The following is a 25,351-nucleotide window of genomic DNA, read 5'->3' as shown; positions in this document are numbered from 1 at the left end:
TTTGAGTCCATCGCCAGCAAGCCGGCTCCTACAGTTTTGCGTAGGCCAGCGAACGCTACTTCACCCTCGCCACACCGCCCCCCGGGCGGTAACCTGTCGGGGTTTTTTCCTACGACTACTGTGAACCGCCGAATGCCTACCCTGACCTTGTTCGTACAGCGCATCCTCGAACTGATGAAGCGCTATCCCGGGGTCATTGCGCTCGGCGGTTTCATTTCCGGGGTCGGCAGCTTCATGCTGGTGGATCGTCAGCAAGGCCTGGCGACGTGGATCACCATCATCATGGTGTTGAGCTGGATCTGGCTGATGCTGGAAAACAGCCTCACCAAGCTCTTCACCCGAATCTTCAAACGGGAAATTCCCCAGCCGTTGCTGCGTTATGCGACGCAGATGATTCACCAGGAAAGCCTGTTTTTTGTCCTGCCATTCTTTTTCATCACCACCACCTGGAACAGCGGCCAGTTGTTCTTCACCGGGCTGCTGGGCATCGCCGCGCTGATTTCCATCACTGATCCGCTCTACTACAAGTGGCTGGCGCCCCGGCGCTGGGCGTTCCTGGCGTTGCATACGCTGACGCTGTTTGCCGCGCTGCTGACCGCCCTGCCCGTCATCCTGCACCTGACCACCTCCCAGAGTTTCAAACTGGCGCTGGGCACCGCCGTCGTGCTGTCGTTCCCGAGCCTGGCGTCGATCTTCCCTATTCGCACTGTGCGCAACGCGCTGGCAATCCTGAGCATCACCGTCGGCATCGGCGGCGTGGGTTGGGTGCTGCGCTCGTGGGTGCCGCCGGCCACGCTGTGGATGACCGATGTGGCGATCAGTACGCAAATGCAGGACCGCACGCCGGGCAAGAGTCTGGAGGAAGTCAGCGCCGAGCAGATCCGTGGCGATGGCCTGTACGCCTACACCGCGATCAACGCCCCGCGCGGTCTCGACGAGCGCATTTACCATGTGTGGCAGTTCAACGGCAAAGAGGTCGACCGCATCGCCCTGGACATCCACGGCGGGCGCAAGGAAGGCTATCGCGCCTGGACTCACAAGCAGAACTTCCCCGGTAACCCGGCGGGCAAGTGGCAGGTTCGGGTGCTGACCGAGGACGGCCAGTTGATCGGCGTGTTGCGCTTCACGATCACGGACAGCACACCGACCAAAGAAAAGTAATGCGGTTCGTGCTATTACGTAGCTCTGCGTAACAGCCGAACAAGCACGGAGCTTATGACCAGCAGCACAATGGCCGGCAATGCCCAACTGGACGCCGCTCACTCCCCCGCTCAGTTGCGGGTGACGGGTGACTGGACGCTTGCCCATTACGCCGAACTCAAGGACCTGAGCGAAAAGCTTCGCGGCCAATACGACGACAAAACCCACATCGACCTCAATGGCCTCGGCGCACTCGACACCGCCGGGGCATCGCTGCTGGTGGAATTGCTCGGTTCGGACCGTCTCGGCAAATCCGCCGAACATCCGGACTGCACCTTGTCTGTCGCCGATCGTGCGTTGTTGCAGACCGTTTATTGTTCGATGACCGATTTTTGCGTACCGATCAAGGAAGCGGAAATCAGCGTCGGCATTCAGTTGCTGACCCGTATCGGCCGCGCAGTGGATGCCGTCTGGCAAGACACCCTGCAACTGCTGGGCTTTGTCGGTCTGATTCTGGAAACCATCGCCCGTGGGCTGTTCCGCCCGAAGCGCTGGCGCATCACGCCAATGGTCGCGCACATCGAACAGACCGGCCTCGACGCCGCGCCCATCGTTGCCCTGCTGACCTTTCTGGTGGGTGCGGTGGTGGCTTTTCTCGGCGCAACGGTACTGGCGAGTTTCGGTGCGAGCATCTTCACCGTGGACCTGGTGGCGTTCTCCTTCCTGCGTGAATTCGGCGTGTTGCTGACCGCAATCCTGATGGCCGGGCGCACCGCCAGTGCATTTACCGCGCAAATCGGCTCGATGAAAGCCAACGAAGAAATCGACGCCATCCGAACCTTGGGTCTCGACCCGATGGAGTTGCTGGTGGTGCCACGCGTGCTGGCGCTGCTGGTGGCGCTACCGATGCTGACCTTTGTGGCGATGCTCTCGGGGATTGTCGGCGGTGGCGTGGTCTGCGCCGTGGCGCTGGATATCTCGCCGGCGATGTTCTTGTCGCTGCTGCAAACCGACATCGGCGTTCAACACTTTCTGGTCGGCATCGTCAAAGCGCCGATCTTCGCCTTCCTGATCGCCGCCATTGGTTGCCTTGAAGGCTTCAAGGTCAGCGGCAGCGCCGAGTCCGTCGGGGCGCACACCACGTCGAGCGTGGTGCAGTCGATTTTCGTGGTGATCGTGCTCGACGCCGTGGCCGCGCTGTTTTTCATGGAGATGGGCTGGTGAGTCGTCTACCCCGAGCGCCCTCCGAGGCGGTGATTGAGGTCCGTGGGCTGTGCAATCGCTTCGGTCGCCAGAGCGTGCACGAGAACCTCGACCTGGATTTGTACAAGGGCGAAATCCTCGCGGTGGTCGGCGGTTCCGGCAGTGGCAAGTCGGTGCTGTTGCGCAGCATTGTCGGCCTGCGCCAGCCCAGCGAAGGCGTGGTGAAAGTGTTTGGTAAAAACCTGCCGACCCTGTCCGAGCACGAGCGCTCGATGGTCGAACGGCGCTTCGGTGTGCTGTTTCAGAAAGGCGCGCTGTTCTCTTCGCTGACCGTGACCGAGAACGTCGCCCTGCCCCTGATCGAACACGCCGGGCTGAGCCGCAACGATGCCGAACACCTGGCGGCGGTGAAACTGGCGTTGGCCGGGTTGCCGCTGTCGGCGGCCGACAAGTACCCCGCTTCGCTGTCCGGCGGCATGATCAAGCGCGCGGCGCTGGCCCGGGCGCTGGCGCTGGACCCGGACATCCTGTTCCTCGACGAGCCCACCGCCGGCCTCGATCCGATTGGCGCGGCAGCCTTCGATCAATTGATCCTGACCCTGCGCGACGCGTTGGGGTTGAGCGTGTTTCTGGTGACCCACGACCTCGACACGCTCTACACCATCACCGACCGCGTGGCGGTGTTGGCGCAGAAGAAAGTGCTGGTGGCGGACGCCATCGACAAGGTGTCGGAAACCGACGACGTGTGGATTCACGAATACTTCCATGGCCCTCGCGGCCGCGCGGCGCTGTCAGCTGCTCAACAGCTTAACGAGGTCTGACATGGAAACCCGAGCCCATCACATATTGATCGGCCTGTTCACTGTGATTGTGGTGGCAAGCGCCCTGCTCTTCGGCCTGTGGCTGGCCAAGTCCAGCGTCGACACCGAGTTCAAGGATTACGAGATCGTCTTCAACGAGGCGGTCAGCGGCCTGTCCAAGGGCAGCGCCGTGCAGTACAGCGGGATCAAGGTCGGCGATGTGGTGAGCTTGCGCCTGGACCCGAAAGATCCGCGTCGCGTGCTGGCGCGGATTCGCCTCGGCGGCGATACGCCGATCAAGGAAGACACCCAGGCCAAACTGGCGCTGACCGGGATCACCGGGACCTCGATCATCCAGCTCAGTGGCGGTACACCGCAGAGCCCGACGCTCAAGGGCCACGACGGCAACTTGCCGACGATTGTGGCCTCGCCCTCGCCCATCGCCCGTTTGCTCAACGACAGCAACGACTTGATGGCCGGCGTGAACGTGTTGATGCACAACGCCAATCAGATGTTTTCGTCGGAGAACGTCGAGCGCATCAGCAAGACCCTCGAACACCTGGAACAAACCACCGGCACCATCGCCGATCAGCGCGGTGACATCCGTCAGGCGATGCAGCAACTCTCTGCCATCGGTAAACAAGCGACGGCGACGCTGGAACAGACCGCCGCCCTGATGCGCAACGCCAACGGCCTGCTCACCGATCAGGGCACGCAGATGTTCGGCAGCGCCGAGCAAGCCATGAAGTCGCTGGAACAAAGCAGCGCAACCATCAACAAATTGCTCACCAACAACCAGGATTCGCTCAACAGCGGCATGCAAGGCCTCAATGGCCTGGCCCCGGCTGTACGTGAGTTGCGCGACACCCTGACCTCGTTGCGCGCCATCTCCCAGCGCCTGGAAGCCAACCCGAGCGGTTACTTGCTGGGCAATGACAAGAACAAGGAGTTCACGCCATGAAGCTGACTCACATCGCCCTCCTCAGCGTTTTTACGCTGACCAGCGCCTGCTCGATCCTGCCCAAGTCCGAACCGTCCGACGTCTATCGGTTGCCTTCGGTCCAGGGCAGCGTTTCGGGCAGTTATGGCACGGCGCAACGCTGGTCACTGCGCCTCACCAAACCGCAGGCCAGCGAGGCGTTGAACAGTCCGCAAATCGCCGTGATACCGCAAGGCGACCTGATCAGCAGCTACAAGGCTTCACGCTGGAGCGATCCGGCGCCGGTGCTGCTGCGCAATCGTCTGCTCGATGGTTTCCAGCGCGATGGCCGGGTGCCGTTGTTGAGCACCGATGACAGCAATTTCCAGGCGGATCTGGAGTTGGGCGGGAGTTTGCAAGCGTTCCAGACTGAATACCAAGGCACAGCGGCGAGTGTCGTTGTGCGTCTGGATGCGTTGCTGGTGCGTGGTTACGACCAGCGCATTCTCGCCAGCCGCCGCTTCGAAGTGCGTCAGCCGCTGAGCGATGTGAAGGTGCCGGCGGTGGTGGCCGGGTTTGGCCTGGCGAGCGATCAGCTGACGGCGCAGGTGGTGGATTGGGCGGTTGAGCAAGGACAGAAAGTCGCGCCGCCACCACGACCGTGAACCCAGTAAAGATCAAATGTGGGAGCGGGCTTGCTCGCGAAAGCGGTGTGTCATTCAGTATTGATGCCGACTGACAAGACGCCTTCGCGAGCAAGCCCGCTCCCACAATGGGTTATGTGGTTAGCCGAAGAACCAGTAGCAGACGCCAATGGCGCCGAGCACCCCGGCCAGCTCCGCCAGCAACGCACACCCCACCGCATGCCGTGCCCGCTGAATCCCCACCGCGCCGAAGTACACGGCCAGCACATAGAACGTCGTTTCCGTACTGCCCTGAATCGTCGCCGCTACCAAGGCAGGGAAGCTGTCTACCCCGGACGTCTTCATGGTTTCGATCAGCATCGCCCGCGCGGCGCTACCGGAGAACGGCTTGACCATCGCTGTCGGCAGCGCGTCGACGAAACGCGTGTCCCAACCGGCCCATTCCACCAGGTGCCGAATCCCGTCGAGGCCGAAATCCAGCGCACCGGACGCCCGAAGTACACCGACGGCACAGAGCATCGCCACCAGATACGGCAGCAGATTCTTCGCCACGTCGAAGCCTTCTTTCGCACCTTCGACGAAGGCCTCGTAGACCTTCACTTTGCGCAGCGCGCCGATCACCAGGAACAGCATGATTATCCCGAAGAGCGTCAGATTGCCGAGGATCGACGACAAACTGGCTAGCGCGGTGGCCGAGAGCGTTGCCAGCAACGCCATGAAACTACCAAGGATCAGGGCACCGGGAATCATATAGGCCAGCACTACCGGGTCCCAGACGCGCAGGCGTTGCATGAACGCGACAGCCAGGAAGCCGACGATGGTCGAACAACTGGTGGCCAGCAGGATCGGCAGGAACACCAGCGTCGGATCCGGCGCGCCTTGCTGCGCGCGGTACATGAAGATTGTCACCGGCAACAGGGTCAGGGAGGAGGCGTTGAGCACCAGGAACAGGATTTGCGCGTTGCTGGCAATGGTGTCGCTGGGGTTGAGCTCTTGCAGCGCCTTCATGGCTTTAAGGCCGATCGGCGTGGCGGCGTTGTCCAGGCCCAGGCCGTTGGCGGCGAAGTTCAGGGTGATCAGGCCGATGGCGGGGTGACCGGCCGGCACTTCTGGCATCAGGCGCAGGAACAGCGGGCCCAGCGCTCTGGCCAGCCACTCGACGATCCCGGCTTTTTCGGCGATCCGCAGAAAACCCAGCCAGAGGGTGAGGGTGCCGAACAGCAGGACCATGACCTCGACCGACAACTTGGCCATGGCGAAAATGCTTTCCACCATCGCCGCGAAGATCCCGGCATTCCCGCCGATCAGCCACTGCGCCAGCGCCGACACGGCCGCCACAATGAAGAAGCCAAGCCAAAGGCCATTGAGCATCAGTAAATCCCCCGAAGAATGCGGCGAATGATAGCGGGGTAGCCAGAAACGACAAACCCCGGATTTCTCCGGGGTTCATTTGTGCAATTGCGTCGTACACATAATGCACGTGCAACTGCGTCCTGTAGGAGCCGGCTTGCCGGCGATCGAGACGCCGCGGTGTGTCAGTCACACCACGTTATCGTTCATCGCCGGCAAGCCGGCTCCTACAGGGTCAGTTGCTGGACACTTCGCCGACCGGCAGCTTTTCCTTGCTGCGCCAGTGCGGCAGGGAGTTCCAGTAGCGCTGGCCCTTGGCGTCGTCGTACATGCCTTCCCAACGGGCGATGACCAACACAGCCAGGGCGTTGCCGATCACGTTCAGCGCGGTACGCGCCATGTCCATGATGCGGTCGACACCGGCGATGAACGCCAGGCCTTCCAGCGGGATGCCCACGCTGCCCAAGGTTGCCAGCAGCACCACGAAGGACACGCCCGGAACGCCGGCGATGCCTTTGGAGGTGACCATGAGGGTCAGGACCAGCAGCAATTGCTGGCTGATCGACAGGTCGATGCCGTAGAGCTGGGCAATGAAGATTGCCGCGATGCTTTGATACAAGGTCGAACCGTCAAGGTTGAACGAGTAACCGGTCGGTACCACGAAGCTGCAAATGGCTTTCGGTGCGCCGTAGGCTTCCATCTTCTCGATCACACGCGGCAGCACGGTTTCGGAGGAAGCGGTGGAGTAGGCCAGTACCAGCTCATCCTTGAAGATGCGCATCAGCTTGATCACCGAGAAACCGAACAGGCGAGCGATCAGGCCCAGCACCACGAAGGCGAAGAAGGCGATGGCGACGTAAACCAGGATCACCAGTTTGGCCAGCGGCAGCAGGGACGCGAAGCCGAAGTTGGCCACGGTCACCGCGATCAGTGCGAATACGCCGATCGGGGCGTAGTTCATGATCATGTGGGTGACCTTGAACATGCTTTCCGACACGCCCTGGAACATCGTTACCAGCGGGTCGCGCAACTCGGGCTTGAGGCTCGACAGACCGAGACCGAACAGCACCGAGAAGAAGATGATCGGCAGCATTTCGCCGCGGGCCATGGCCGCGAAGATGTTGGATGGGATCAGGTTGAGGATGGTTTCGATGAACGCGTGTTCATGCTGTACCTCGGCGGCGGTCGCCTGGTACTTGGAAATATCCACGGTACCCAGGGTGCTCATGTCGATGCCGGCACCCGGGTGGAACAGGTTGGCGAGCAGCAGGCCAACGACGATGGCGATGGTGGTGACGACTTCGAAGTAGATGATCGTCTTGAGGCCGATGCTGCCGAGCTTCTTCGCGTCACCGACGCCCGCAATACCGACGACCAACGACGAGATCACGATCGGGATCACGATCATCTTGATCAGACGGATAAAGATATCGCCTGCTGGTTGCAGAACGTTGCTGATCCACCAAGCCTTTTCGGCACTGAAATGGTTGAGCAGCGCACCGATTGCAATCCCCAATACCAGACCGATGAGGATCTGCCAGGCGAGGCTAAGCTTTGCCTTCTTCATATCTTTACCCTTACTTGCGTTTGACTCAGGCAGATGCGGGAACTGGAACGCTTTTGGCGAAAAAGTCTTGTGCATCTGCCCCCGTATAAGGTGCCCCGGAGCGAGTATTTATGGCTCTCTGGCAGGCGAAAAAAGGCGCAACTATTCCGATGCAAGGATGCGACGTCTAATGCCGTAAACGCCTACCCTATGCCGAATCGGCATGAGGTTTTTTTACTGAAAGCGACGTCGCAAACGGTTCGAATATGACATTTCGGCAGGCATATGTGCCGCGAACCGGCCATCTCCGGCTGGTCTGGGTGTTTTTTGATCAGTTGTGCGGGAGGGTTTTTTCAGAAAAATCCGAGAGTAAGAGGCGAGAAATCGCTGCGAATTCAGGCGGTTTTTTCTCGATGTACGGTCACGTAAAAAACACCGGGAAAGTATTTTCCGGTGATTGTTCGTGCGAATCAGAGGGTAGAGCAGCGAAACCGAATGGATCGCTCTATTTCAAAGGTTTGCGCGCAAGCTCTTCGCAAGTCCATCGAACCGCGCAGGGTCGACGAACTTGCGTCGCAGCTTTTTCCTGACCCGGCCCTTTCGCAGGTACTCCCTGTACCCGTAGGTCACTCCGCCCCTGAAACAGGCAGAACGTCCCGACCCCTTGGTCATGCGTCTACCTTCCTCAGGTAGCGCATTGGAGAGAAGCAATGCTGCTTCTTTCGTGTGACAAATTCAGTACCAGCCAGGATCTTTCTTCAGTTGTTTTCTTCGCCGCGTCTGGCCCCCATCGCGATGGCACTGCCGCCCAGGAGCAGGGCGGCTGCCAACGTTTTGGGTGAAACGCTCATCTTCAACCTCGACCGCGACGGCCAAAGAAGAACGAAGCAATGAACATCACCAGGAACACGACAAAGAGAATCTTGGCGATACCCGTGGCGGTGCCCGCGATACCACCGAAGCCCAGTACTGCAGCGATGATGGCAATGATCAAGAATGTGATTGCCCAGCTCAACATGGTGATTCTCCTTACGCTTCTATTTAGAGAGGCTACTTGTGGTGCGTTTCCCGGCGCCGCGAGCGCGCCAAGTTCGTGTGTCTAGAACACCCAACGTTCCTGATGTGTCAGCTCGTCCGCAGGCTGAGCCTGGTCGACATCCATCATTCGCATCGGGACGCTGTCAGCGAAGCTGCTGCTGACGGCGCTGAAGTGGGTTTGGGGCGGATGCTGAATCGACACGCGTGGCGCTTCTTGCTGCTGGCTCTGCTCCCAACGCTGAAACTGCTGGCCGCCGATCAAGGTGATCAGGAGCGCCAGAACAGCAAACAGGCCTTGCTGGATATGCAGTGGCGAGATACGCAATTGGGCGGCATGTTGGCGATTCATCCTGAAGCTCCTCCCACTCTGTGGTGATCTTGTTATGGGCCTCGTTTCTGAATGCCCTGGTTAATCAGGTTGTTGCAGCCTGCATGCCAGCTTTTAACGATGATAAATACCAATAAAATCAGATGGTTATGACTTTCATGAAAATCATGCCGGACGCATCCTGCACGATGGCTCTTCCACAGTCGTGCGTAATGCACGATGGATTTGTAGGAACTTTCATTTTTTTTGAATTGCGGGGAGGGCGCGGATGTCACAAGGAAAGATGGGGAATCAACTGAAAACCGGCTATCTGATAAAAAAACAACAAAATCAGGTGATTAGCCGTAGGGTGAGGGGCGAGCTACCCTGCTGTAGCCGGAATCGACCAGAATCAACCATGCAACTTGCCCGATTATTCCGGGACTAAACCAAGATCATTCTTTAAGGAGCGTAGGAAAATGGAATCAGCCACTGAGCATCAAGGCCGCATTCTGCTGGTGGATGACGAATCCGCCATCCTGCGAACGTTCCGATACTGCCTCGAAGATGAAGGCTACAGCGTCGCCACCGCCACCAGCGCGGCGCAGGCCGATGCGCTGCTGCAACGCCAGGTGTTCGACCTGTGCTTCCTCGATTTGCGCCTCGGCGAGGACAATGGCCTCGACGTGTTGGCGCAGATGCGCATTCAGGCGCCGTGGATGCGCGTGGTGATTGTCACCGCACATTCGGCTGTGGACACCGCGGTGGATGCCATTCAGGCCGGCGCCGCTGATTATCTGGTCAAGCCGTGCAGCCCCGATCAATTGCGCCTTGCCACCGCCAAGCAACTGGAAGTGCGGCAACTGTCGGCCCGTCTGGAGGCGCTGGAAGGTGAAGTGCGCAAACCCAAGGACGGTCTGGATTCCCACAGCCCGGCGATGAAAGTGGTGCTTGAAACCGCCCGCCAGGTGGCCAGCACGGATGCCAACATCCTGATCCTCGGCGAGTCCGGTACCGGTAAGGGTGAACTGTCCCAGGCCATTCACGGCTGGAGCAAGCGTGCGAAAAAATCCTGCGTCACCATCAACTGCCCATCGCTGACCGCCGAACTGATGGAAAGCGAGTTGTTCGGTCACAGCCGTGGCGCGTTCACCGGCGCCAGTGAAAGCACGCTCGGGCGAGTGAACCAGGCTGACGGCGGAACGCTGTTTCTCGACGAAATCGGCGATTTTCCCCTGACATTGCAGCCAAAGTTGCTGCGATTCATCCAGGACAAGGAATATGAGCGCGTCGGCGATCCGGTCACCCGCCGCGCCGATGTGCGCATCCTCGCGGCCACCAACCTCAATCTTGAAGACATGGTCCGCGACGGACGTTTCCGTGAAGATTTGCTCTATCGCCTGAACGTCATCACCTTGCACCTGCCACCGCTGCGCGAACGGCGGGAAGATATTCTGAACCTGGCTGAGCGTTTTCTGGCCCGGTTCGTCAAGGAATATGCACGTCCGGCGCGGGTTTTCAGTGACGAAGCCCGTGAAGCGCTGCTCAGCTATCGCTGGCCCGGGAACATCCGTGAGCTGCGTAACGTGGTCGAGCGGGCGAGCATTATTTGTCCACAGGAACGGGTTGAAATCAGCCACTTGGGCATGGCCGAAACCCCCGTCAACAATGCGCCACGCATCGGCGCTGCGCTGAGCCTGGATGAACTGGAGAAGGCCCACATCGGCGCGGTCCTCGCCACCGCCGACACCCTGGATCAGGCCGCCAAGACGCTCGGCATTGACGCTTCGACGCTCTACCGCAAACGCAAGCAGTACAACTTGTGAGCCCTGCGCGATGAAACTGGCGATGAAGTTGCGTACTCGGCTTTTCCTGAGTATTTCCGCCTTGATCACCGTGGCGCTGCTGGGGCTTTTGCTCGGTCTGGTCAGCGTGATGCAGATGGCGGGAACCCAGGAAGCGCTGATTCGCAACAATTTCGTCACCCTGGATCTGGGCCTGAAGATGCGCCAGACCCTGGGCGATCAACTGATCCTCATGCTGGGCGAAAAATCGGATCCAGCGGCGTTTGAAACGTCCAGGCTGCATTATCTTCAGTTGGTGGATGAAGGCATCGCCCATGAGCAGAATCAAGAGAGCGGCCAACACGGTTTCAGGCAGGCCAAGGACGATTACCTGCGGTTTCTTCAGGCGCTGGACCAGGCACACGATCCGTCCCATGTACTGAGTGGCAACGAAGACCTCGCCGAAAAACTCAACGTGTTGCGCAACGGGCTGATTACCGAGCAAAAGCGAGCGCTGGATACCATCAATGAAACGCAACGTCAGGCGCGGGAACGAGCGCTGTTGATTGCCGGCCTGCTCGGTCTGGTCGGGCTGGCGGTGCTGATCATCGGTTTCGTCACCGCTCATGCGATCGCACGTCGTTTCGGCGAACCGATCGAGGCGTTGGCCCAGGCCGCCGACAACATCGGCCAAGGCAATTTCGAGGTTACCCTGCCGATTTCTTCGGCAGTGGAAATGAATCTGCTGACCAAGCGTTTCGGGATCATGGCCGAGGCTCTGCGTCAGCACCAGGCCACTAATATCGACGAATTGCTCGCCGGCCAGCAGCGTTTGCAGGCGGTGCTCGACAGCATTGATGACGGGCTGCTGATGATCGACCGCGACGGCCATCTCGAACACCTCAACCCGGTGGCGCAGCGCCAGTTGGGTTGGGACACCGACCGTCTCGGCCAGGGGCTGGGCACAGCGCTCGAACGACCCGAGCTGGATCAACAGCTGCAACTGGTACTGCGTGGCGGCACGCTGGAACGGGCGCCGGACGACCTGAGTATCGAGGTCGATGGCGAGTCGCGGTTGCTCACGTACAGCCTGACACCGGTCAGTCATACGCAGGGTCATATTCTGGGCGCGGTAATGGTGTTGCATGACGTCACTGAGCAGCGCGCTTTCGAGCGTGTGCGCAGCGAGTTTGTGTTGCGCGCTTCCCATGAGCTGCGAACGCCGGTCACGGGAATGCACATGGCATTCGGCCTGTTCCGTGAGCGCGCGCATTTTGCGCAGGACTCGCGAGAAGCGGACCTGCTGGACACCGTCAATGAAGAGATGCAGCGTTTGATGCAACTGATCAACGACTTGCTGAACTTCTCCCGCTACCAGAACGGACTGCAGAAACTCTCGCTGGCGCCGTGTTCCATTGAGGCGCTGCTGGAGCAGGCCCGGTCGCGGTTCGCTGAAACAGCACAAGAGAAGGGCATCAACCTGCTGGTGGAGGTGCAAGGTCCGTTACCGTGGTTGCAGGCCGATCAACCGCAACTGGACCGTGTGCTCGACAACCTGATCGACAACGCCCTGCGCCATACCGGCCCTGACGGCCAGATACGCTTGCAGGCGCGGCGTCATGGGGAGCGGGTGATCATCAGCGTCGAGGACAATGGCGAGGGCATCGCCTACGGCCAGCAGGGGCGGATCTTCGAGCCTTTTGTGCAGGTTGGGCGCAAGAAGGGTGGCGCGGGGCTCGGCCTGGCGTTATGCAAGGAAATCGTGCAGTTGCACGGTGGGCGGATGGGGGTTTATTCGCGACCGGGGCAGGGCACGCAGTTCTACATGGCGTTGGCGGTTTAACGCGCGTTTACGCTTCGTCATCCAGGCGTCGGCCGGCCAGTCGCCGACCCCGGGTTATCAGCTCGATGAACTGTACGGCGCTCAATGCATGGGCGAACAACCAGCCCTGACCGAACTTCACCCCTTCACTGCTCAAGAATGCGGCCTGGGCTTCATGCTCGATGCCTTCGGCAATCACCTTCAAGTGCAGCGACTGGGCCATGTGAATGATGTGCGGCGCCACGCCACTGCTGGCGGCGTCATGCCCCAGCGCATCGATGAACGCCTTGTCGATTTTCAGGCAGTCCACCGGCAGGGTTTGCAGATAGGCGAGGCTGCAATAGCCGGTGCCAAAGTCATCGATCAATACCTGATGCCCGACATCACGCAAGGCCTGCAGATTTTCCCGGGCCACCACCACGTCAATCAATCCCCGTTCAGTCACCTCAAAGGCAATCTGCTTGGCTGCGACCCGGTGCAAGGTCAGCAGGCGCGCCATCACCTGACCGATTCGCGGCACCATGACATCGCACGCTGCGAGGTTGACCGAGATGTACAGTTGCGGATTGGCCCGCAACAACTGCCCCAATTGCTCCAGCAGGCGTTGCAGGACGAAGTCGGTCATCTGCCGGATCTGGCCGGTGTTCTCCGCCATCGGAATGAACAGGTCGGGGCTGGTCAGGGTGCCGTCCGGCCGGCGCCAGCGCAGCAAGGCTTCGGCTCCGACGCAGTTGCGGCTGTCGAGGTCGAAGATCGGTTGATACAACACCTGCAACTCGCCACGTCGTATCGCACCGCTCAATTCGGCGTCCAGCGACTGCCGCTGACGCACCAGCAGAAACACCATGAAGCCCACCAGTACTCCCAATGCCAGGCTGGCCGGCACCAGCCACCACCAGGCGGTGGGCGCATTCACGGCGGTGCGCGGGGTGATCAGCACCAATTGGTATTCGGGGCTTTTGGTCGGCATGAGGTAAATCAAGCGAGTCGGGGTGACTTGCAAGGCTTCGCTGCTTTTCGGTGGCCAAGGCACGGTCGGTGGCCAGGCTTGCGGGGAGCCCAGCACCGGTATCGCGCGGGTGCCGTTGTCGAGTATCACCAAAAGACTGCTGCCCGGCGACAGGTCGACCATGTCGGTCAAATGTCCGCGAGAGGTCGCGACCCGGAAGTTGCCCCGTCCGAGCATGAGTGCGGCGCGGTTTTCATCAGGTTCGGTGGTGGTGTTCAGCCAATAACTGTAAGTGGGGTCTTGAATGTCTGGTGCTCGTGACAGCGACAGTCCTTCCTGGCTCGGTCGGTTGGAGCAGATCTTCGAGGCATCCATATACGCGGCCTCGTAAACGAAGCGGTAATTGAAGGTGACCTGCTGCAAAGTGGCGATCATGTCTTTGTCGCAGGATCGCAGCGGTTGGGCCTCCAGATCATCGAGGCCTTCGCGCAGTTGCCCGAACAACTGCTCCAGGCGCGAAAGGAATCGCTCGCCTTGCGCGTTCATTTCCAGGCTTTCGTTTTGCTCGATCTGATGAATGGCCACGAACAGGCTAAGCGCCAATAGCAACACGCTGCTCAGGGCGGCCGCCAGCATCGCCAAAAACCACGGGCGATAGAACCAGCTACGAAGCGTCTCTCGAGCAGCAGGCATATGGGAATATCCGAAGAATTACCAATGAGTTATAGCTGCTGATTGGGAAAAAGCCCGCACCGTCGGGCGGGCGTCATTATTTTGTCTGATTCAACACCTGGAGAAGCGCAGCTGTCTGCGCATCCGGCATGCCGTCGAAGCGCGACGGCCGGAAATGCATTTGAAAGGCGCCGATCACGTGACGCGTCGCAACGTCCAGCTCGCCGGTTTGCGGTGTGGCGTAACCGAGGCGGGCCAACTGCGCCTGAAACCAGCTGACGCTTGGCAGTTTCGAGTCGAACTGCACTTGTTGCCGCGTCACGGCCTGCTCGTCTGGCCAAACACCAAGGCCTTCGGCGGCCAGGCGCTTCCAGGGGAAAAGCGGCCCCGGGTCCAGCTTGCGAAACGGCGCGATGTCGCTATGGCCGATAATGCTGCGAGGGCTGATGGCGTGACGTTTGCTGATGTCTTTTAGCAAGACGATCAAGGACTGAACCTGAGCTTCGCTGTAGGGATACCAGTAACGCTCTCCGGTCGGGAGTTCCTTGAATCCTGGATTGACGATTTCAATGCCGATGGAGCTGGAATTCAACCAGGTCCGACCCTGCCACTCGCTCTCTCCGGCGTGCCATGCCCGTTGGTTTTCGTCCATCAACTTATAGATAGTGGCGTTTTTGTCGTCGCCGATCAGGTAATGGCTGCTGACTTCGCCGTGGGTCAGCAGTTGCAACGAGCGTTCCAGCGATGCCGAGGTGTAATGCACCACCACGAATTGAACGCGGCTGTCGTGATTGGCCGAAGGATGGCTGGTGTCGAACCGAGGTCCGCTGGCACAGCCGGCCAACAGGATCAGCGACACGAAGAGGGTGAGAAATTTCATGGTAGAGGCAGTACGCGCAAGACAGTAATGCAACAGTGTAACGTACTGCCTTGCGCGAGAATGGTCGGCGCGAGCTTTTAAACAAAATGGAACAATTGGCTGTCAGCCCAGTTCCACTCGGTTACGCCCGGCATGTTTTGCGCGATACAGCGCCTGATCGGCTCTTTTAAGCACCAGATCGCTGTGCTCGCCGGGTTTGAACGCTGTCAGTCCCATGGAAATGGTGATGGTCACCGGCTCGCTTTTGAAATGGAACGGGCAGGCTTCGACCGCCGCTCGCAAGCTTTCCAACAGCTTTGCGCCGACGGCCGGCACTGTGCCGGGCATTAACAGGACAAATTCTTCTCCGCCAAAACGCGCGATGAAATCTGTCCCGCGCAGGCGCTTGCGCAGCACCGTGGCGATGATTTTCAGCACTTTGTCGCCCGCCAGATGACCATAGTTATCGTTGATGCGTTTGAAATGGTCGAGGTCGAGCATGGCCAGCAGAAGGGTGTTGCCGTGCTGCTGCCACTGATGGATTTCGTGGTCGAGCCGCTCGCTCCAGGCCGCCCGGTTCGGCAGCCCGGTCAGCGGGTCGATCAAGGCTTTCTGGCGCTGCTCTTCGAGATGTTCGCGATAACCCTGGGCTTCCTGCTCCATGTGCGCCACCCGTTCGGCCAGGCCTTTCAGGCGGGCGGCCACTTCCTGTTCGCGTTCGTCGCGCTGCTTCTGGTGTTGGTCCATGGTGCCCAACAGGCCTTCGAGGTGGTTCTCCAGCACATGCTTGAGGTCGTCCAGGTCGGCGGCTTCCTGCATGCTGCTCTGCAAGCCATCGACTTGTTCGCGGATCTGCGTGTCCATTTGCCGTGCGGCAGATTGGTTGTCGGCATGGCCATCGCTGGCGGCTTGCAAGTTGCTCTGGAACGACTCGAGGCGTTCGTTGAGTTGCTGCAAATAAACTTCGAACTCGTGCTGCCCGCTGTTGTTGATCGCCAGCATCAAAGTTGCCAGATCGTCGAGGATCGGCAGCAATTCGTACCAGTTCAAACCGTTTTGCAGGCGATCACGCATCGCTTCGGCTTGTGGGCGGTAGCGTTCGGGCAGCGACAGGTCGTCGAGCAGGCCCAGTAGCGTGTCTTCGATGTGCTTGGCCACCGAGCTGTAGGACGGCTCGGGCGAGTCCGGAAGGGCGTAGAGAATATCGTGTTCAGGTTGTTCCGGATCAATGGCGGCCAGCGCCTGGGTCACGGCCGAGGGCATGGGCAGGCTGTCGAGAGGCACCACTGGGGTGAGTTCGTCGGGATTGCCAGGCGGTTGAGCCTCGACAACCGGTGTCATCGCGGCGGGTGTCGGTTGCTCCGGTTGTTGAACCTGCGGCTGGGCCGGTGTTTCCACGTCGGGTACTGGCTGAGGCTCAACAACTGGCGGGACAAACGCCACGACGGCAGGCGGCGGGGCGTCTGTCGGCGTCTCGATCACCGGCGGCTCGGGTGCGGCCGCAGGTGTGTCAGGCACGGTTACTGGTGGCTCAGCGGCGACTGGCGCGGATTCGACGGCGGTTCGCGGCGTCTCGGCAGGCAAAGCAACAATGGCTTCTACAGGCGCTGGAGCTGACGCCTGGGCCTGCGGAGCCGCAGCTTCCGGAGTGGCTTCATCCGCTTCACGACCGCCGAACAGTCGTTGCAGCAAGCCCGGACGACCGGGTTCTGCCGGGGTCTCCAGCTGATTCAAGGCTTTGCCTTGCAGGCCGCTCAGTTCGCTGAGCAGCAACGGGATCTCACGCGCCTGGCTGACGCGTCCGTCCAGGGTTTTGGCAAAGTTCTTGAGTGGCCGGCTCACTTCCCGGGGCAACGGCAACGTTTGCAGTTGCGCAACCAGCGAGGTCAGCGCGGCACTGGTCTGATTGACTCGGGTTTCGCGACGCTGTTCGGAGTCGAGTACGGCTTTTTCCAGTCGCGGAAGCAGCGCCGCCAGGCCCGCATCCATGTCATTGGTGCGGATGACCTCGCGCATTTCTTTCATGCACTGGTCAACAGCGCGGTCGGTGCCCTCGGCCGCCAGCGTACTGCGCACCAACCCGCGCCGCAGCAAGTCGAGCCGGGCGTCCCAGCGACGCTCGAGTTTTTCCTGTTGTTCGATGCTTTTGAGGTATTTCTCTTTCCAGCGCTGTGCTTCGTCGCTCATTCAGGGGTTCCGCGAGGGGCAGGACTCAACGCGGGGAATGCATCGGCCGTGAGCGAACCCGGCAGACGAATTTCTACCGCGACCGGCAGGTGATCGGAAATGGGTTGAGCCAGCACTTCGACCTTTTCCAGCGTCAGGGTCGGGCTCAGCAGAATGTGGTCCAGGCAGCGCTGCGGGCGCCAGCTGGGGAAGGTCGCTTCCAGTTGCGGCGCCAGCAGGCCGAGGTCGCGCAACGGGGAGTTTTGCAGCAAATCACTGGCATGGGTGTTCATGTCACCCATCAGCACCTGGTGTTTATAGCCGCCAATCAACTCGCGGATGTAAGCCAGTTGCATGCTGCGGGTGCGTGCGCCCAGCGCCAGATGCATCATGACCACCACCAGCGATTCCGGACCTTCGCCGAAGCGCACCAGGATCGCCCCGCGACCCTTGGGCCCCGGCAGCGGGTGATCTTCAATCGCCCACGGGCGCAGGCGGCTGAGCACGCCATTGCTGTGCTGGCCGAGACGACCGAGGTTGCGATTGAGTTGTTGATACCAGTAGGGGAAGGCGCCGAGTTGCGCCAGGTGTTCCACTTGATTGACGTAGCCGGATCGCAGGCTGCCGCCATCGGCTTCCTGCAGTGCAACCAGATCGAAGTCGCCCAGCAGATTGCCGATCTTTTGCAGATTGTCGGCACGCCCGGTGTGCGGCAACAGGTGTTGCCAGCCCCGGGTCAGGTAGTGCCGATACCGCTCGGTACTGATACCCACCTGGATATTGAAGCTGAGCAAGCGCAGACGGCTGTCTGCGGGCAGGCCCGTCGATTCTAGGTGATGCTCGTTGACCTGCGGATCATGCAGGCCAACGACGCGTTCAGTACCCCAGCGGCGCATGGCAGGCCTCGCGCTTAGTGGGCAACAGCCTTGATAGTCGCTCGCTCTTTGTCGACCAGTTTGTCGGCCAGCTGCAGCGCTTGCTCGGCACCGCCGGCAGAGCCCACGTCAAAGCGATACTTGCCGTTGACGATCATGGTTGGAACGCCGGAGATTTCATATTTCTTGGCCAGTTCTTTGGCCTTGACGATCTGGCCTTTAATGGCGAAGGAATCGAAGGTCGCCAGGAACTTGTCCTTGTCTACGCCTTGAGTCGCCAGGAAGTCGGCCATGTCGTCTTTATCGGTCAGCTTTTTGTGTTCTTTCTGAATCGCGTTGAACACCGCAGCGTGAACCTTGCTCTCGACGCCCATGGCTTCCAGGGTCAGGAACATCTGGCCGTGTGCGTCCCACGGGCCGCCGAACATTGCAGGAATACGCACGAAATTCACGTCGGACGGCAGCTTCTCAACCCAGGGATTGATCACTGGCTCGAACGCGTAGCAATGCGGGCAGCCGTACCAGAACAGCTCCACCACTTCGATCTTGCCAGGCACTGCAACCGGAACCGGATTGCTCAGTTCGACATAAGGGGCGGCGGGGGCTTCGGCGGCTTGTGCAGTCATGCCGAACAGGCTGGCAGCGACGAGTGCGGCGCTGATGATCAGATTACGCATGCTTTACTCCTGGACAATTTGGGTCGCCTCGCGCGACCTGTTTTCAGACAGGTCATGGCGGGCTTGAGTTCTGTAGTGTAACGGCAGCAGGCACAAAAAAGGGCGGCCTGAGCCACCCTTTTTATACTTGCTACGACGGATTAATAGAGCGTTAACGTTGCAGGAGATGTACGTCCCGCGCGGCGCCCGCTTCGCCGTCTTAGTGCAGGCCTTGAATGTAGCTGGACACCGCTGCGATGTCTTCGTCGCTCAGGCGTTTGGCAATGGTCTGCATGGTTTTGGTGTCGCCGTCGTTGTTGCGACCGCCTTCTTCCTTGCGGAAATCGGTCAGTTGCTTGGCGACGTATTGAGCGTGTTGGCCACCCAGGTGCGGGAAACCGGCGGCGGCGTTGCCGGCACCATTAGGTGAGTGGCAGCCGGTGCAGGCTGGCAGGCCCTTGGCCAGGTCGCCACCACGGAACAGTGCTTCACCGCGAGCCACGACTTTCGGGTCGGCGGCGCCAACGCTGCCTTTCTGACTGGCGAAGTAGGCGGAGATATCAGCCAGGTCCTGATCGCTCAGGTTGGTCAGCAGGCCGGTCATTTCCAGAACGGTGCGCTTGCCCGACTTGATGTCGTGCAATTGCTTGGTCAGGTAGCGTTCACCTTGCCCCGCCAGTTTTGGAAAGTTTGGCGCCATGCTGTTGCCATCCGGGCCGTGGCAGGCGCCACATACGGCGGCTTTGGCCTGACCGGCTTTTGCATCACCCGGTTGTACTGCCTCACCTGCAGCATGGGCCATGCCGGAGATGCCCACGGTCAACAGCAGACTCACGATCAATTTGTTCATCAGCTAATCCAACTACGGCTAAGGGTTAAAGAGTTATGGACCGGGATCACTCGCTCATCCACTGGATGATGACTTGGTAATCCTCGGCACTGCAGTCCATGCACAAACCACGCGGCGGCATCGCCTTGAAACCCTGGGTCACGTGTTGCACCAGCGTCTCCATACCTTTCGCCAACCTCGGCGTCCAAGCTTCCTGATCGCCCTTTTTGGGCGCCATGGGTAGTTGGCCGGAATGACAGGCACCACAAACACGGTTGTACACAGCTTCCGGATCCTGTGTAGCCTGAGCGCTGTAAAGCGGTATCAAGACACCGGCAGCTAGCAGCCATTTCGTCATAAAACGACCTTTTCAGGGTTGAGAGCGTTCTGCGTTCTAATGCGCAATCAAGGTCAATCGCTCTCGTGAACTTCATCCTACGCTGGGACAAAGCGCACACAAAATCTGCGGCATTATATACTGGCGTCACTGAAACGGAAACGACACCGCTTGCCGCGTCCATTCCCGGCGCCGCCCACATCGGAAATCCCATGCAACTCAAGAACCCCATCCTCGGCCTGTGCCAACAGTCCACCTTCATGCTCAGCGCTGCCAAAGTCGACCAATGTCCCGACGACGAAGGCTTTGAAGTGGCCTTCGCCGGGCGTTCCAACGCCGGTAAATCCAGCGCTTTGAACACCCTGACGCATGCCAGCCTGGCGCGGACCTCGAAAACCCCGGGTCGCACGCAACTCTTGAACTTCTTCAAGCTAGACGATGATCGGCGTCTGGTCGACCTGCCGGGGTACGGTTACGCGAAAGTACCTATCCCGTTGAAGCTGCACTGGCAGCGTCACCTGGAAGCTTATCTGGGTGGTCGCGAGAGTTTGAAAGGCCTGATTCTGATGATGGACATCCGTCATCCAATGACCGACTTCGACCTGTTGATGCTCGATTGGGCGGTGGCCAGCGGCATGCCGATGCACATTCTGCTGACCAAAGCGGACAAATTGACCTACGGCGCAGCGAAGAACGTCCTGCTCAAGGTGCAGTCGGATATCCGCAAAGGCTGGGGCGATGCGATCACCATTCAGCTGTTCTCGGCGCCAAAACGCCTCGGTCTGGAAGAGGCCTACACAGTACTGGCAGGCTGGATGGAGCTGGCGGACAAGGGCGCTGAACCCGTCGCGCAATAAATCGCAGGCAAAAAAAACCCCGGACTTCTTATGGGGAGGGGGAAGTTCCGGGGTTCAAGTTCCGGACCGCTAGGGCGGGGTCCAGATTATCTGCCAACACTTAACACAACATAGGAGCATCGAAGGGCTTCACCAGCCATTCAGTAACTCTGAGTGGCGCTTCACAGGTTTAGTTCCGGTGTTTCCAAAACCATTTGAAATAAGCTGGATCGCTATCAGAAATAAGCCCTTTCATCGCGACACTATGCCGCAGTGAAATACCCTGTAGGAGCGAGCCTGCTCGCGATGGTCGTTAACGATAACGCGTTCATCCTGAATGAACGCGTTGCTTGTCAGCTCATCGCGAGCAGGCTCGCTCCTACAGTGAATCAGTGCGCCTCATCCCAGTTATTTCCCACGCCCACCTCGACCAGAAGCGGTACATCCAGCTTCGCAGCGTCGCTCATGTGCACGCGAATTTCCTCACGAACCTGGTCAACCAGGTCTTCACGTACCTCAAGCACCAATTCATCGTGCACCTGCAGGATGACTTTGGCGTCGAGGCCTGACGACGTCAGCCAGTTATCCACAGCCACCATGGCTTTTTTGATGATGTCTGCCGCAGTGCCTTGCATCGGCGCGTTGATCGCCGTGCGCTCGGCGCCTTTGCGCAGGGCCGGGTTTTTCGCGTTGATTTCCGGCAGGTACAGACGACGACCGAAGATGGTCTCGACAAAACCTTGCTCGGCCGCCTGGGCGCGGGTGCGCTCCATGTATTCCAGGACGCCTGGGTAGCGGGCGAAATAGCGGTCGATGTACGCCTGGGACTGTTTGCGATCCACGCCGATCTGCTTGGCCAGGCCAAACGCGCTCATGCCGTAGATCAAACCGAAGTTGATGGCCTTGGCGCTACGACGCTGATCAGTGGTGACCTCTGCCAACTCGACGCCGAACACTTCGGCGGCCGTGGCTTTGTGCACGTCCAGGTCATTGCGGAAGGCGTGCAGCAAACCTTCGTCCTTGGCCAGGTGAGCCATGATGCGCAGTTCGATTTGCGAGTAGTCGGCGGCCAGCAGCTTGTAGCCTTTAGGCGCCACGAACGCCTGACGGATCCGCCGACCTTCGGCGGTGCGGATCGGAATGTTCTGCAGGTTCGGATCGCTGGACGACAAACGCCCGGTCGCCGCAACGGCCTGATGATAAGACGTGTGAATCCGCCCGGTGCGCGGGTTGATTTGCTCCGGCAGGCGGTCGGTGTAAGTGCTTTTCAGTTTGCTCATCGAGCGGTACTGCATCAGCACTTTGGGCAGCGGGTAATCCTGCTCGGCCAGTTCCGCCAGCACCGCTTCGGCAGTGGACGCCTGCCCCTTGGCGGTTTTGCTGAGGATCGGCAAGCCGAGTTTTTCGTACAGGATCACGCCCAATTGCTTCGGCGAACCGAGGTTGAATTCCTCACCGGCGATGGCAAATGCCTCACGCTCCAGCGCGACCATCTTCTCGCCCAGCTCCACGCTCTGGATGCCCAGCAGGTTGGCGTCGACCAGCGCGCCCTGACGCTCGATCCGTGCGAGCACCGGCACCAGCGGCATTTCGATGTCGCTCAGGACTTTGCTCAGGCTCGGAATCGCGTTGAGCTTTTCCTGCAGGGTTTGATGCAGGCGCAGCGTTACGTCGGCGTCCTCGGCTGCGTACGGTCCGGCCAGTTCCAGGGATATCTGGTCAAAGGTCAGCTGCTTGGCGCCTTTGCCGGCGATGTCCTGGAAGCTGGTGGTGGTGTGATTCAGGTACTTGAGCGCCAGGCTGTCCATGTCGTGGCGGGTCGCGGTCGAGTCCAGGACGTAGGATTCGAGCATGGTGTCGAAGGCGATGCCTTGCACGGTGATGCCGCAGCTCTGATCGCCACCGATGGCGCAGTTGGCCAGGATGTTCATGTCGAACTTGGCGTGCTGGCCGACCTTGAGTTTTTTCGGGTCTTCCAGGATCGGCTTCAGTGCGCGCAGCACGGTGTCGCGATCCAGCTGATCCGGCACGCCCATGTAGGAATGGGTCAGTGGAATGTAGGCCGCTTCGTTGGCCTGTACGGCGAACGACAGGCCGACCAGTTGCGCCTGCTGCGCATCGATGCCGGTGGTTTCGGTATCGAAGGCGATCAGCTTGGCGTCGTTGAGCTTCTTCAGCCACAGGTCGAAATCGGCCTGGGTGAGGATCGTGGTGTATTTGAGCTCGCTCTCGACGGCGGCTTCCTCAGCCACCGGTGCGGTGACTTCCTGACCGGAGCGCTTGGCGTCGCGCTGGTTTTCTTCAAACCAGCTTTTGAACTCGAGCAGGGTGTAGAGCTCGGCGAGTTTGTCGTGATCCGGCTTGCCCATTTGCAGGTCATCAAGGCCGATGTCCAGCGGCACGTCGATCTTGATCGTCGCCAACTGATAGGAGAGGAAGGCCATGTCCTTGTGCTCTTCGAGCTTGGCCGGCAGGGTTTTCGCACCGCGAATCGGCAGGGTCGGGACGATGTCGAGCTGTGCGTACAGCTCGGTCAGGCCGCCGTTTACGCCTACGAGCAGGCCGGAAGCCGTCTTCGGACCAATGCCCGGAACGCCCGGGATGTTGTCGGAAGAATCGCCCATCAGTGCCAGATAATCGATGATCTGCTCGGGAGCGACGCCGAATTTCTCCTTCACGCCCTCCACGTCCATGCTGCTACCGGTCATGGTGTTGACCAAGGTAATGTGGCCGTCGACCAGTTGCGCCATGTCCTTGTCGCCGGTGGAGATGATCACCGGGCGGTCGGCTGCTGCGCTGCTGCGAGCCAGGGTGCCGATCACGTCATCGGCCTCGACGCCTTCGACGCACAGCAGCGGGAAGCCCAGTGCGATCACGCTTTGGTGCAACGGCTCGATCTGTACGCGCATGTCGTCGGGCATGCTCGGGCGATTGGCCTTGTATTCGGCGTACATGTCATCGCGAAACGTCCCACCCTTGGCGTCGAACACCACGGCGAACGGACTGTCCGGGTACTGCTTGCGCAGACTCTTGAGCATGTTCAGCACGCCTTTGACCGCTCCGGTCGGCAGACCTTTGGAAGTGGTCAGCGGCGGCAGGGCGTGAAAGGCGCGGTACAGGTAAGAAGAACCGTCCACCAGGACGAGGGGGGCTTGGCTCATGAGCAGGATCAACCTTTTCGGCGGGTCCGGCGCTAGAATAGCGGGACCGTTGACGACAAAGGGACAAGGTTATCATGCGCACACTAAATCGCCTGTTGCTGGCTGGCTTGTTTGCAATTGCACCATTGGCCGTGATGGCGGCGGATGACGCACCTTCGCCAGACCCGGATGTCACGATCCGCACTGAAGGGGATAAAACCATTCAGGAATATCGGCAAAATGGTTTTTTGTATGCCATCAAGGTCACGCCGAAAGGTGGCAAACCTTATTTCCTGGTGCGCGCGGATGGCTCGGAAGGTAACTTCATTCGCTCGGACTACCCGGATATGCTGATCCCGGCGTGGGAAATATTTAAGTGGTAAGTCGTCCTTAATTTTAATCGGTGCCGCCATTTGCGGCGCCCGTACTGGCAGTTAAAACATGTCTGTGTTCACCCCGCTGGCTCGGCCTGAGCTGGAAACCTTTCTCGCCCCTTACGGGCTCGGCCGCCTGCTTGATTTTCAGGGGATTGCTGCCGGTAGCGAAAACACCAACTTCTTTATCAGCCTGGAGCAGGGTGAATTTGTCCTGACCCTGGTCGAGCGCGGTCCGGTTCAGGAGATGCCGTTCTTCATCGAGCTGCTGGACGTGCTGCATGAAGCCGACCTGCCGGTGCCTTACGCCTTGCGCACCACCGATGGCGTCGCCCTGCGCGAACTGGCCGGCAAGCCTGCGCTGCTGCAACCGCGTCTGGCGGGCAAGCACATCAAGGAAGCCAATGCGCAACATTGCGCTCAGGTGGGCGAATTGCTCGGCCATCTGCACCTGGCGACCCAAGCCAACATGATCAAGCGCAAAACCGATCGCGGCCTGGACTGGATGCTGGAAGAGGGCACGCAACTGCTGTCGCACCTGAATGCCGAGCAGAGTGATCTGCTGCAACGGGCGCTGGATGAAATCACACAGCAAAAAGAGAAAATTCTGGCGCTGCCACGGGCCAACATCCACGCGGATCTGTTCCGCGATAACGCGATGTTCGAAGGCACGCACCTGACCGGGTTGATCGACTTCTACAACGCGTGCTCGGGGCCGATGCTCTACGACGTAGCGATTGCCTTGAATGACTGGTGTTCGGATGACGACGGGCTGATTGACGGACCGCGGGCGCGGGCGTTGCTGGGGGCGTATGCAGCGTTGCGACCGTTCACTTCTGCCGAGGCGGAGTTGTGGCCGACCATGCTGCGCGTGGCGTGTGTGCGATTCTGGCTGTCGCGGTTGATTGCCGCGGAGTCTTTCGCCGGGCAGGACGTGTTGATTCACGATCCGATGGAGTTTCAGTTGCGGTTGGCGCAGCGGCAGAAGGTCAACACCCCGTTGCCTTTCGCCCTCTAAAAAGCATCGCGAGCAGGCTCGCTCCCACAGTTATCTCAGTCGTTCACAGGATTTGTGTGCACAGGAGATCTAATGTGGGAGCGAGCC

22 protein-coding genes are annotated in these 25,351 nt (G+C 59.9%); 10 read left to right on the top strand and 12 right to left on the bottom strand.

What is annotated here, in order from left to right:
* Positions 1-132: 132 nt before the first annotated feature.
* From KGB24_RS24825 to KGB24_RS24805, 5 genes are read left to right on the top strand one after another with little or no spacing between them, the layout of a single operon-like run.
* Positions 133-1,161, top strand: a complete 1,029-nt coding sequence (locus KGB24_RS24825) for a DUF5924 family protein (protein WP_192228126.1) — start codon at positions 133-135, stop codon at positions 1,159-1,161.
* Between the two features lie 54 nt (positions 1,162-1,215).
* A complete protein-coding gene (locus KGB24_RS24820) occupies positions 1,216-2,364 on the top strand; it encodes an ABC transporter permease (protein ID WP_032828683.1) in 1,149 nt (382 codons plus the stop codon).
* Complete coding sequence (locus tag KGB24_RS24815) at positions 2,361-3,164, top strand: ABC transporter ATP-binding protein (protein WP_223413975.1); 804 nt, start codon at positions 2,361-2,363, stop codon at positions 3,162-3,164. Before KGB24_RS24820 ends, KGB24_RS24815 begins: the two co-directional genes overlap by 4 nt.
* A gap of 1 nt (position 3,165) precedes the next feature.
* Complete coding sequence (locus KGB24_RS24810; RefSeq protein ID WP_192228125.1) at positions 3,166-4,104, top strand: MlaD family protein; 939 nt, start codon at positions 3,166-3,168, stop codon at positions 4,102-4,104.
* Positions 4,101-4,727 carry an ABC-type transport auxiliary lipoprotein family protein gene (locus tag KGB24_RS24805; protein WP_223413974.1) on the top strand — a complete coding sequence of 209 codons (627 nt, stop codon included), beginning with the start codon at positions 4,101-4,103 and terminating at the stop codon, positions 4,725-4,727. The genes KGB24_RS24810 and KGB24_RS24805 overlap by 4 nt, the downstream gene beginning before the upstream one ends.
* Positions 4,728-4,847: 120 nt before the next feature.
* Here the strand turns inward: KGB24_RS24805 and KGB24_RS24800 are convergent, their stop codons facing one another.
* The 4 genes from KGB24_RS24800 to KGB24_RS24785 form a co-directional block, all read right to left on the bottom strand.
* Entirely contained in the window at positions 4,848-6,077 is a 1,230-nt protein-coding gene (locus tag KGB24_RS24800) for a nucleoside recognition domain-containing protein (protein WP_008027633.1), read from the bottom strand.
* Between the two features lie 214 nt (positions 6,078-6,291).
* On the bottom strand, positions 6,292-7,623 hold the full coding sequence (gltP, locus tag KGB24_RS24795; RefSeq protein WP_223413973.1) for a glutamate/aspartate:proton symporter GltP: 1,332 nt from the start codon (positions 7,621-7,623) through the stop codon (positions 6,292-6,294).
* A gap of 832 nt (positions 7,624-8,455) precedes the next feature.
* Entirely contained in the window at positions 8,456-8,620 is a 165-nt protein-coding gene (locus KGB24_RS24790; RefSeq protein WP_003177151.1) for a DUF1328 domain-containing protein, read from the bottom strand.
* An 81-nt stretch (positions 8,621-8,701) separates the two neighbouring features.
* Positions 8,702-8,989 (bottom strand): hypothetical protein, encoded by a 288-nt coding sequence (locus KGB24_RS24785; protein ID WP_008027638.1) that lies wholly within the window; start codon positions 8,987-8,989, stop codon positions 8,702-8,704.
* Positions 8,990-9,426: 437 nt separating this feature from the next.
* Between KGB24_RS24785 and algB the strand changes: the two genes are divergently transcribed.
* Both algB and KGB24_RS24775 read left to right on the top strand, forming a co-directional pair.
* Positions 9,427-10,773, top strand: a complete 1,347-nt coding sequence (gene algB, locus KGB24_RS24780; protein ID WP_223413972.1) for a sigma-54-dependent response regulator transcription factor AlgB — start codon at positions 9,427-9,429, stop codon at positions 10,771-10,773.
* Between the two features lie 10 nt (positions 10,774-10,783).
* A complete protein-coding gene (locus KGB24_RS24775) occupies positions 10,784-12,574 on the top strand; it encodes an ATP-binding protein (protein WP_223413971.1) in 1,791 nt (596 codons plus the stop codon).
* 7 nt (positions 12,575-12,581) lie between these two features.
* Here the strand turns inward: KGB24_RS24775 and KGB24_RS24770 are convergent, their stop codons facing one another.
* The 7 genes from KGB24_RS24770 to KGB24_RS24740 form a co-directional block, all read right to left on the bottom strand.
* Complete coding sequence (locus KGB24_RS24770) at positions 12,582-14,195, bottom strand: EAL domain-containing protein (RefSeq protein ID WP_223413970.1); 1,614 nt, start codon at positions 14,193-14,195, stop codon at positions 12,582-12,584.
* Between the two features lie 76 nt (positions 14,196-14,271).
* Positions 14,272-15,054: an N-acetylmuramoyl-L-alanine amidase gene (locus tag KGB24_RS24765; RefSeq protein ID WP_223413969.1), complete on the bottom strand. Its 783-nt coding sequence runs from the start codon at positions 15,052-15,054 to the stop codon at positions 14,272-14,274.
* A gap of 102 nt (positions 15,055-15,156) precedes the next feature.
* The gene (locus KGB24_RS24760) at positions 15,157-17,220 is read right to left on the bottom strand and encodes a GGDEF domain-containing protein (protein WP_223413968.1); all 2,064 of its coding nucleotides are present in this window, start codon (positions 17,218-17,220) and stop codon (positions 15,157-15,159) included.
* Entirely contained in the window at positions 17,217-18,095 is an 879-nt protein-coding gene (locus KGB24_RS24755; RefSeq protein ID WP_008027651.1) for an endonuclease/exonuclease/phosphatase family protein, read from the bottom strand. The genes KGB24_RS24760 and KGB24_RS24755 overlap by 4 nt, the downstream gene beginning before the upstream one ends.
* A gap of 14 nt (positions 18,096-18,109) precedes the next feature.
* On the bottom strand, positions 18,110-18,751 hold the full coding sequence (locus tag KGB24_RS24750) for a thiol:disulfide interchange protein DsbA/DsbL (RefSeq protein ID WP_223413966.1): 642 nt from the start codon (positions 18,749-18,751) through the stop codon (positions 18,110-18,112).
* Between the two features lie 199 nt (positions 18,752-18,950).
* Positions 18,951-19,580, bottom strand: a complete 630-nt coding sequence (locus tag KGB24_RS24745; protein WP_008027656.1) for a c-type cytochrome — start codon at positions 19,578-19,580, stop codon at positions 18,951-18,953.
* Between the two features lie 46 nt (positions 19,581-19,626).
* A complete protein-coding gene (locus KGB24_RS24740) occupies positions 19,627-19,917 on the bottom strand; it encodes a c-type cytochrome (RefSeq protein ID WP_008027657.1) in 291 nt (96 codons plus the stop codon).
* Positions 19,918-20,108: 191 nt separating this feature from the next.
* Here KGB24_RS24740 and yihA point away from each other — a divergent pair, with 191 nt between their 5' ends.
* The gene (gene yihA, locus KGB24_RS24735; RefSeq protein ID WP_223413965.1) at positions 20,109-20,753 is read left to right on the top strand and encodes a ribosome biogenesis GTP-binding protein YihA/YsxC; all 645 of its coding nucleotides are present in this window, start codon (positions 20,109-20,111) and stop codon (positions 20,751-20,753) included.
* Between the two features lie 368 nt (positions 20,754-21,121).
* On the opposite strand, the gene polA is transcribed toward yihA, so the two are convergent.
* Entirely contained in the window at positions 21,122-23,893 is a 2,772-nt protein-coding gene (polA, locus tag KGB24_RS24730; RefSeq protein ID WP_223413964.1) for a DNA polymerase I, read from the bottom strand.
* A 74-nt stretch (positions 23,894-23,967) separates the two neighbouring features.
* Here polA and KGB24_RS24725 point away from each other — a divergent pair, with 74 nt between their 5' ends.
* Both KGB24_RS24725 and KGB24_RS24720 read left to right on the top strand, forming a co-directional pair.
* Complete coding sequence (locus KGB24_RS24725) at positions 23,968-24,255, top strand: DUF2782 domain-containing protein (RefSeq protein WP_008027663.1); 288 nt, start codon at positions 23,968-23,970, stop codon at positions 24,253-24,255.
* Between the two features lie 58 nt (positions 24,256-24,313).
* Positions 24,314-25,264, top strand: a complete 951-nt coding sequence (locus KGB24_RS24720; protein ID WP_223413963.1) for a homoserine kinase — start codon at positions 24,314-24,316, stop codon at positions 25,262-25,264.
* Positions 25,265-25,351: the final 87 nt, after the last annotated feature.

The sequence above is a fragment of the Pseudomonas sp. BF-RE-25 genome (assembly GCF_019956105.1).
GTDB classification, from domain to species: Bacteria; Pseudomonadota; Gammaproteobacteria; order Pseudomonadales; family Pseudomonadaceae; genus Aquipseudomonas; species Aquipseudomonas migulae.
This window is presented reverse-complemented; position numbering and strand designations above follow the sequence as displayed.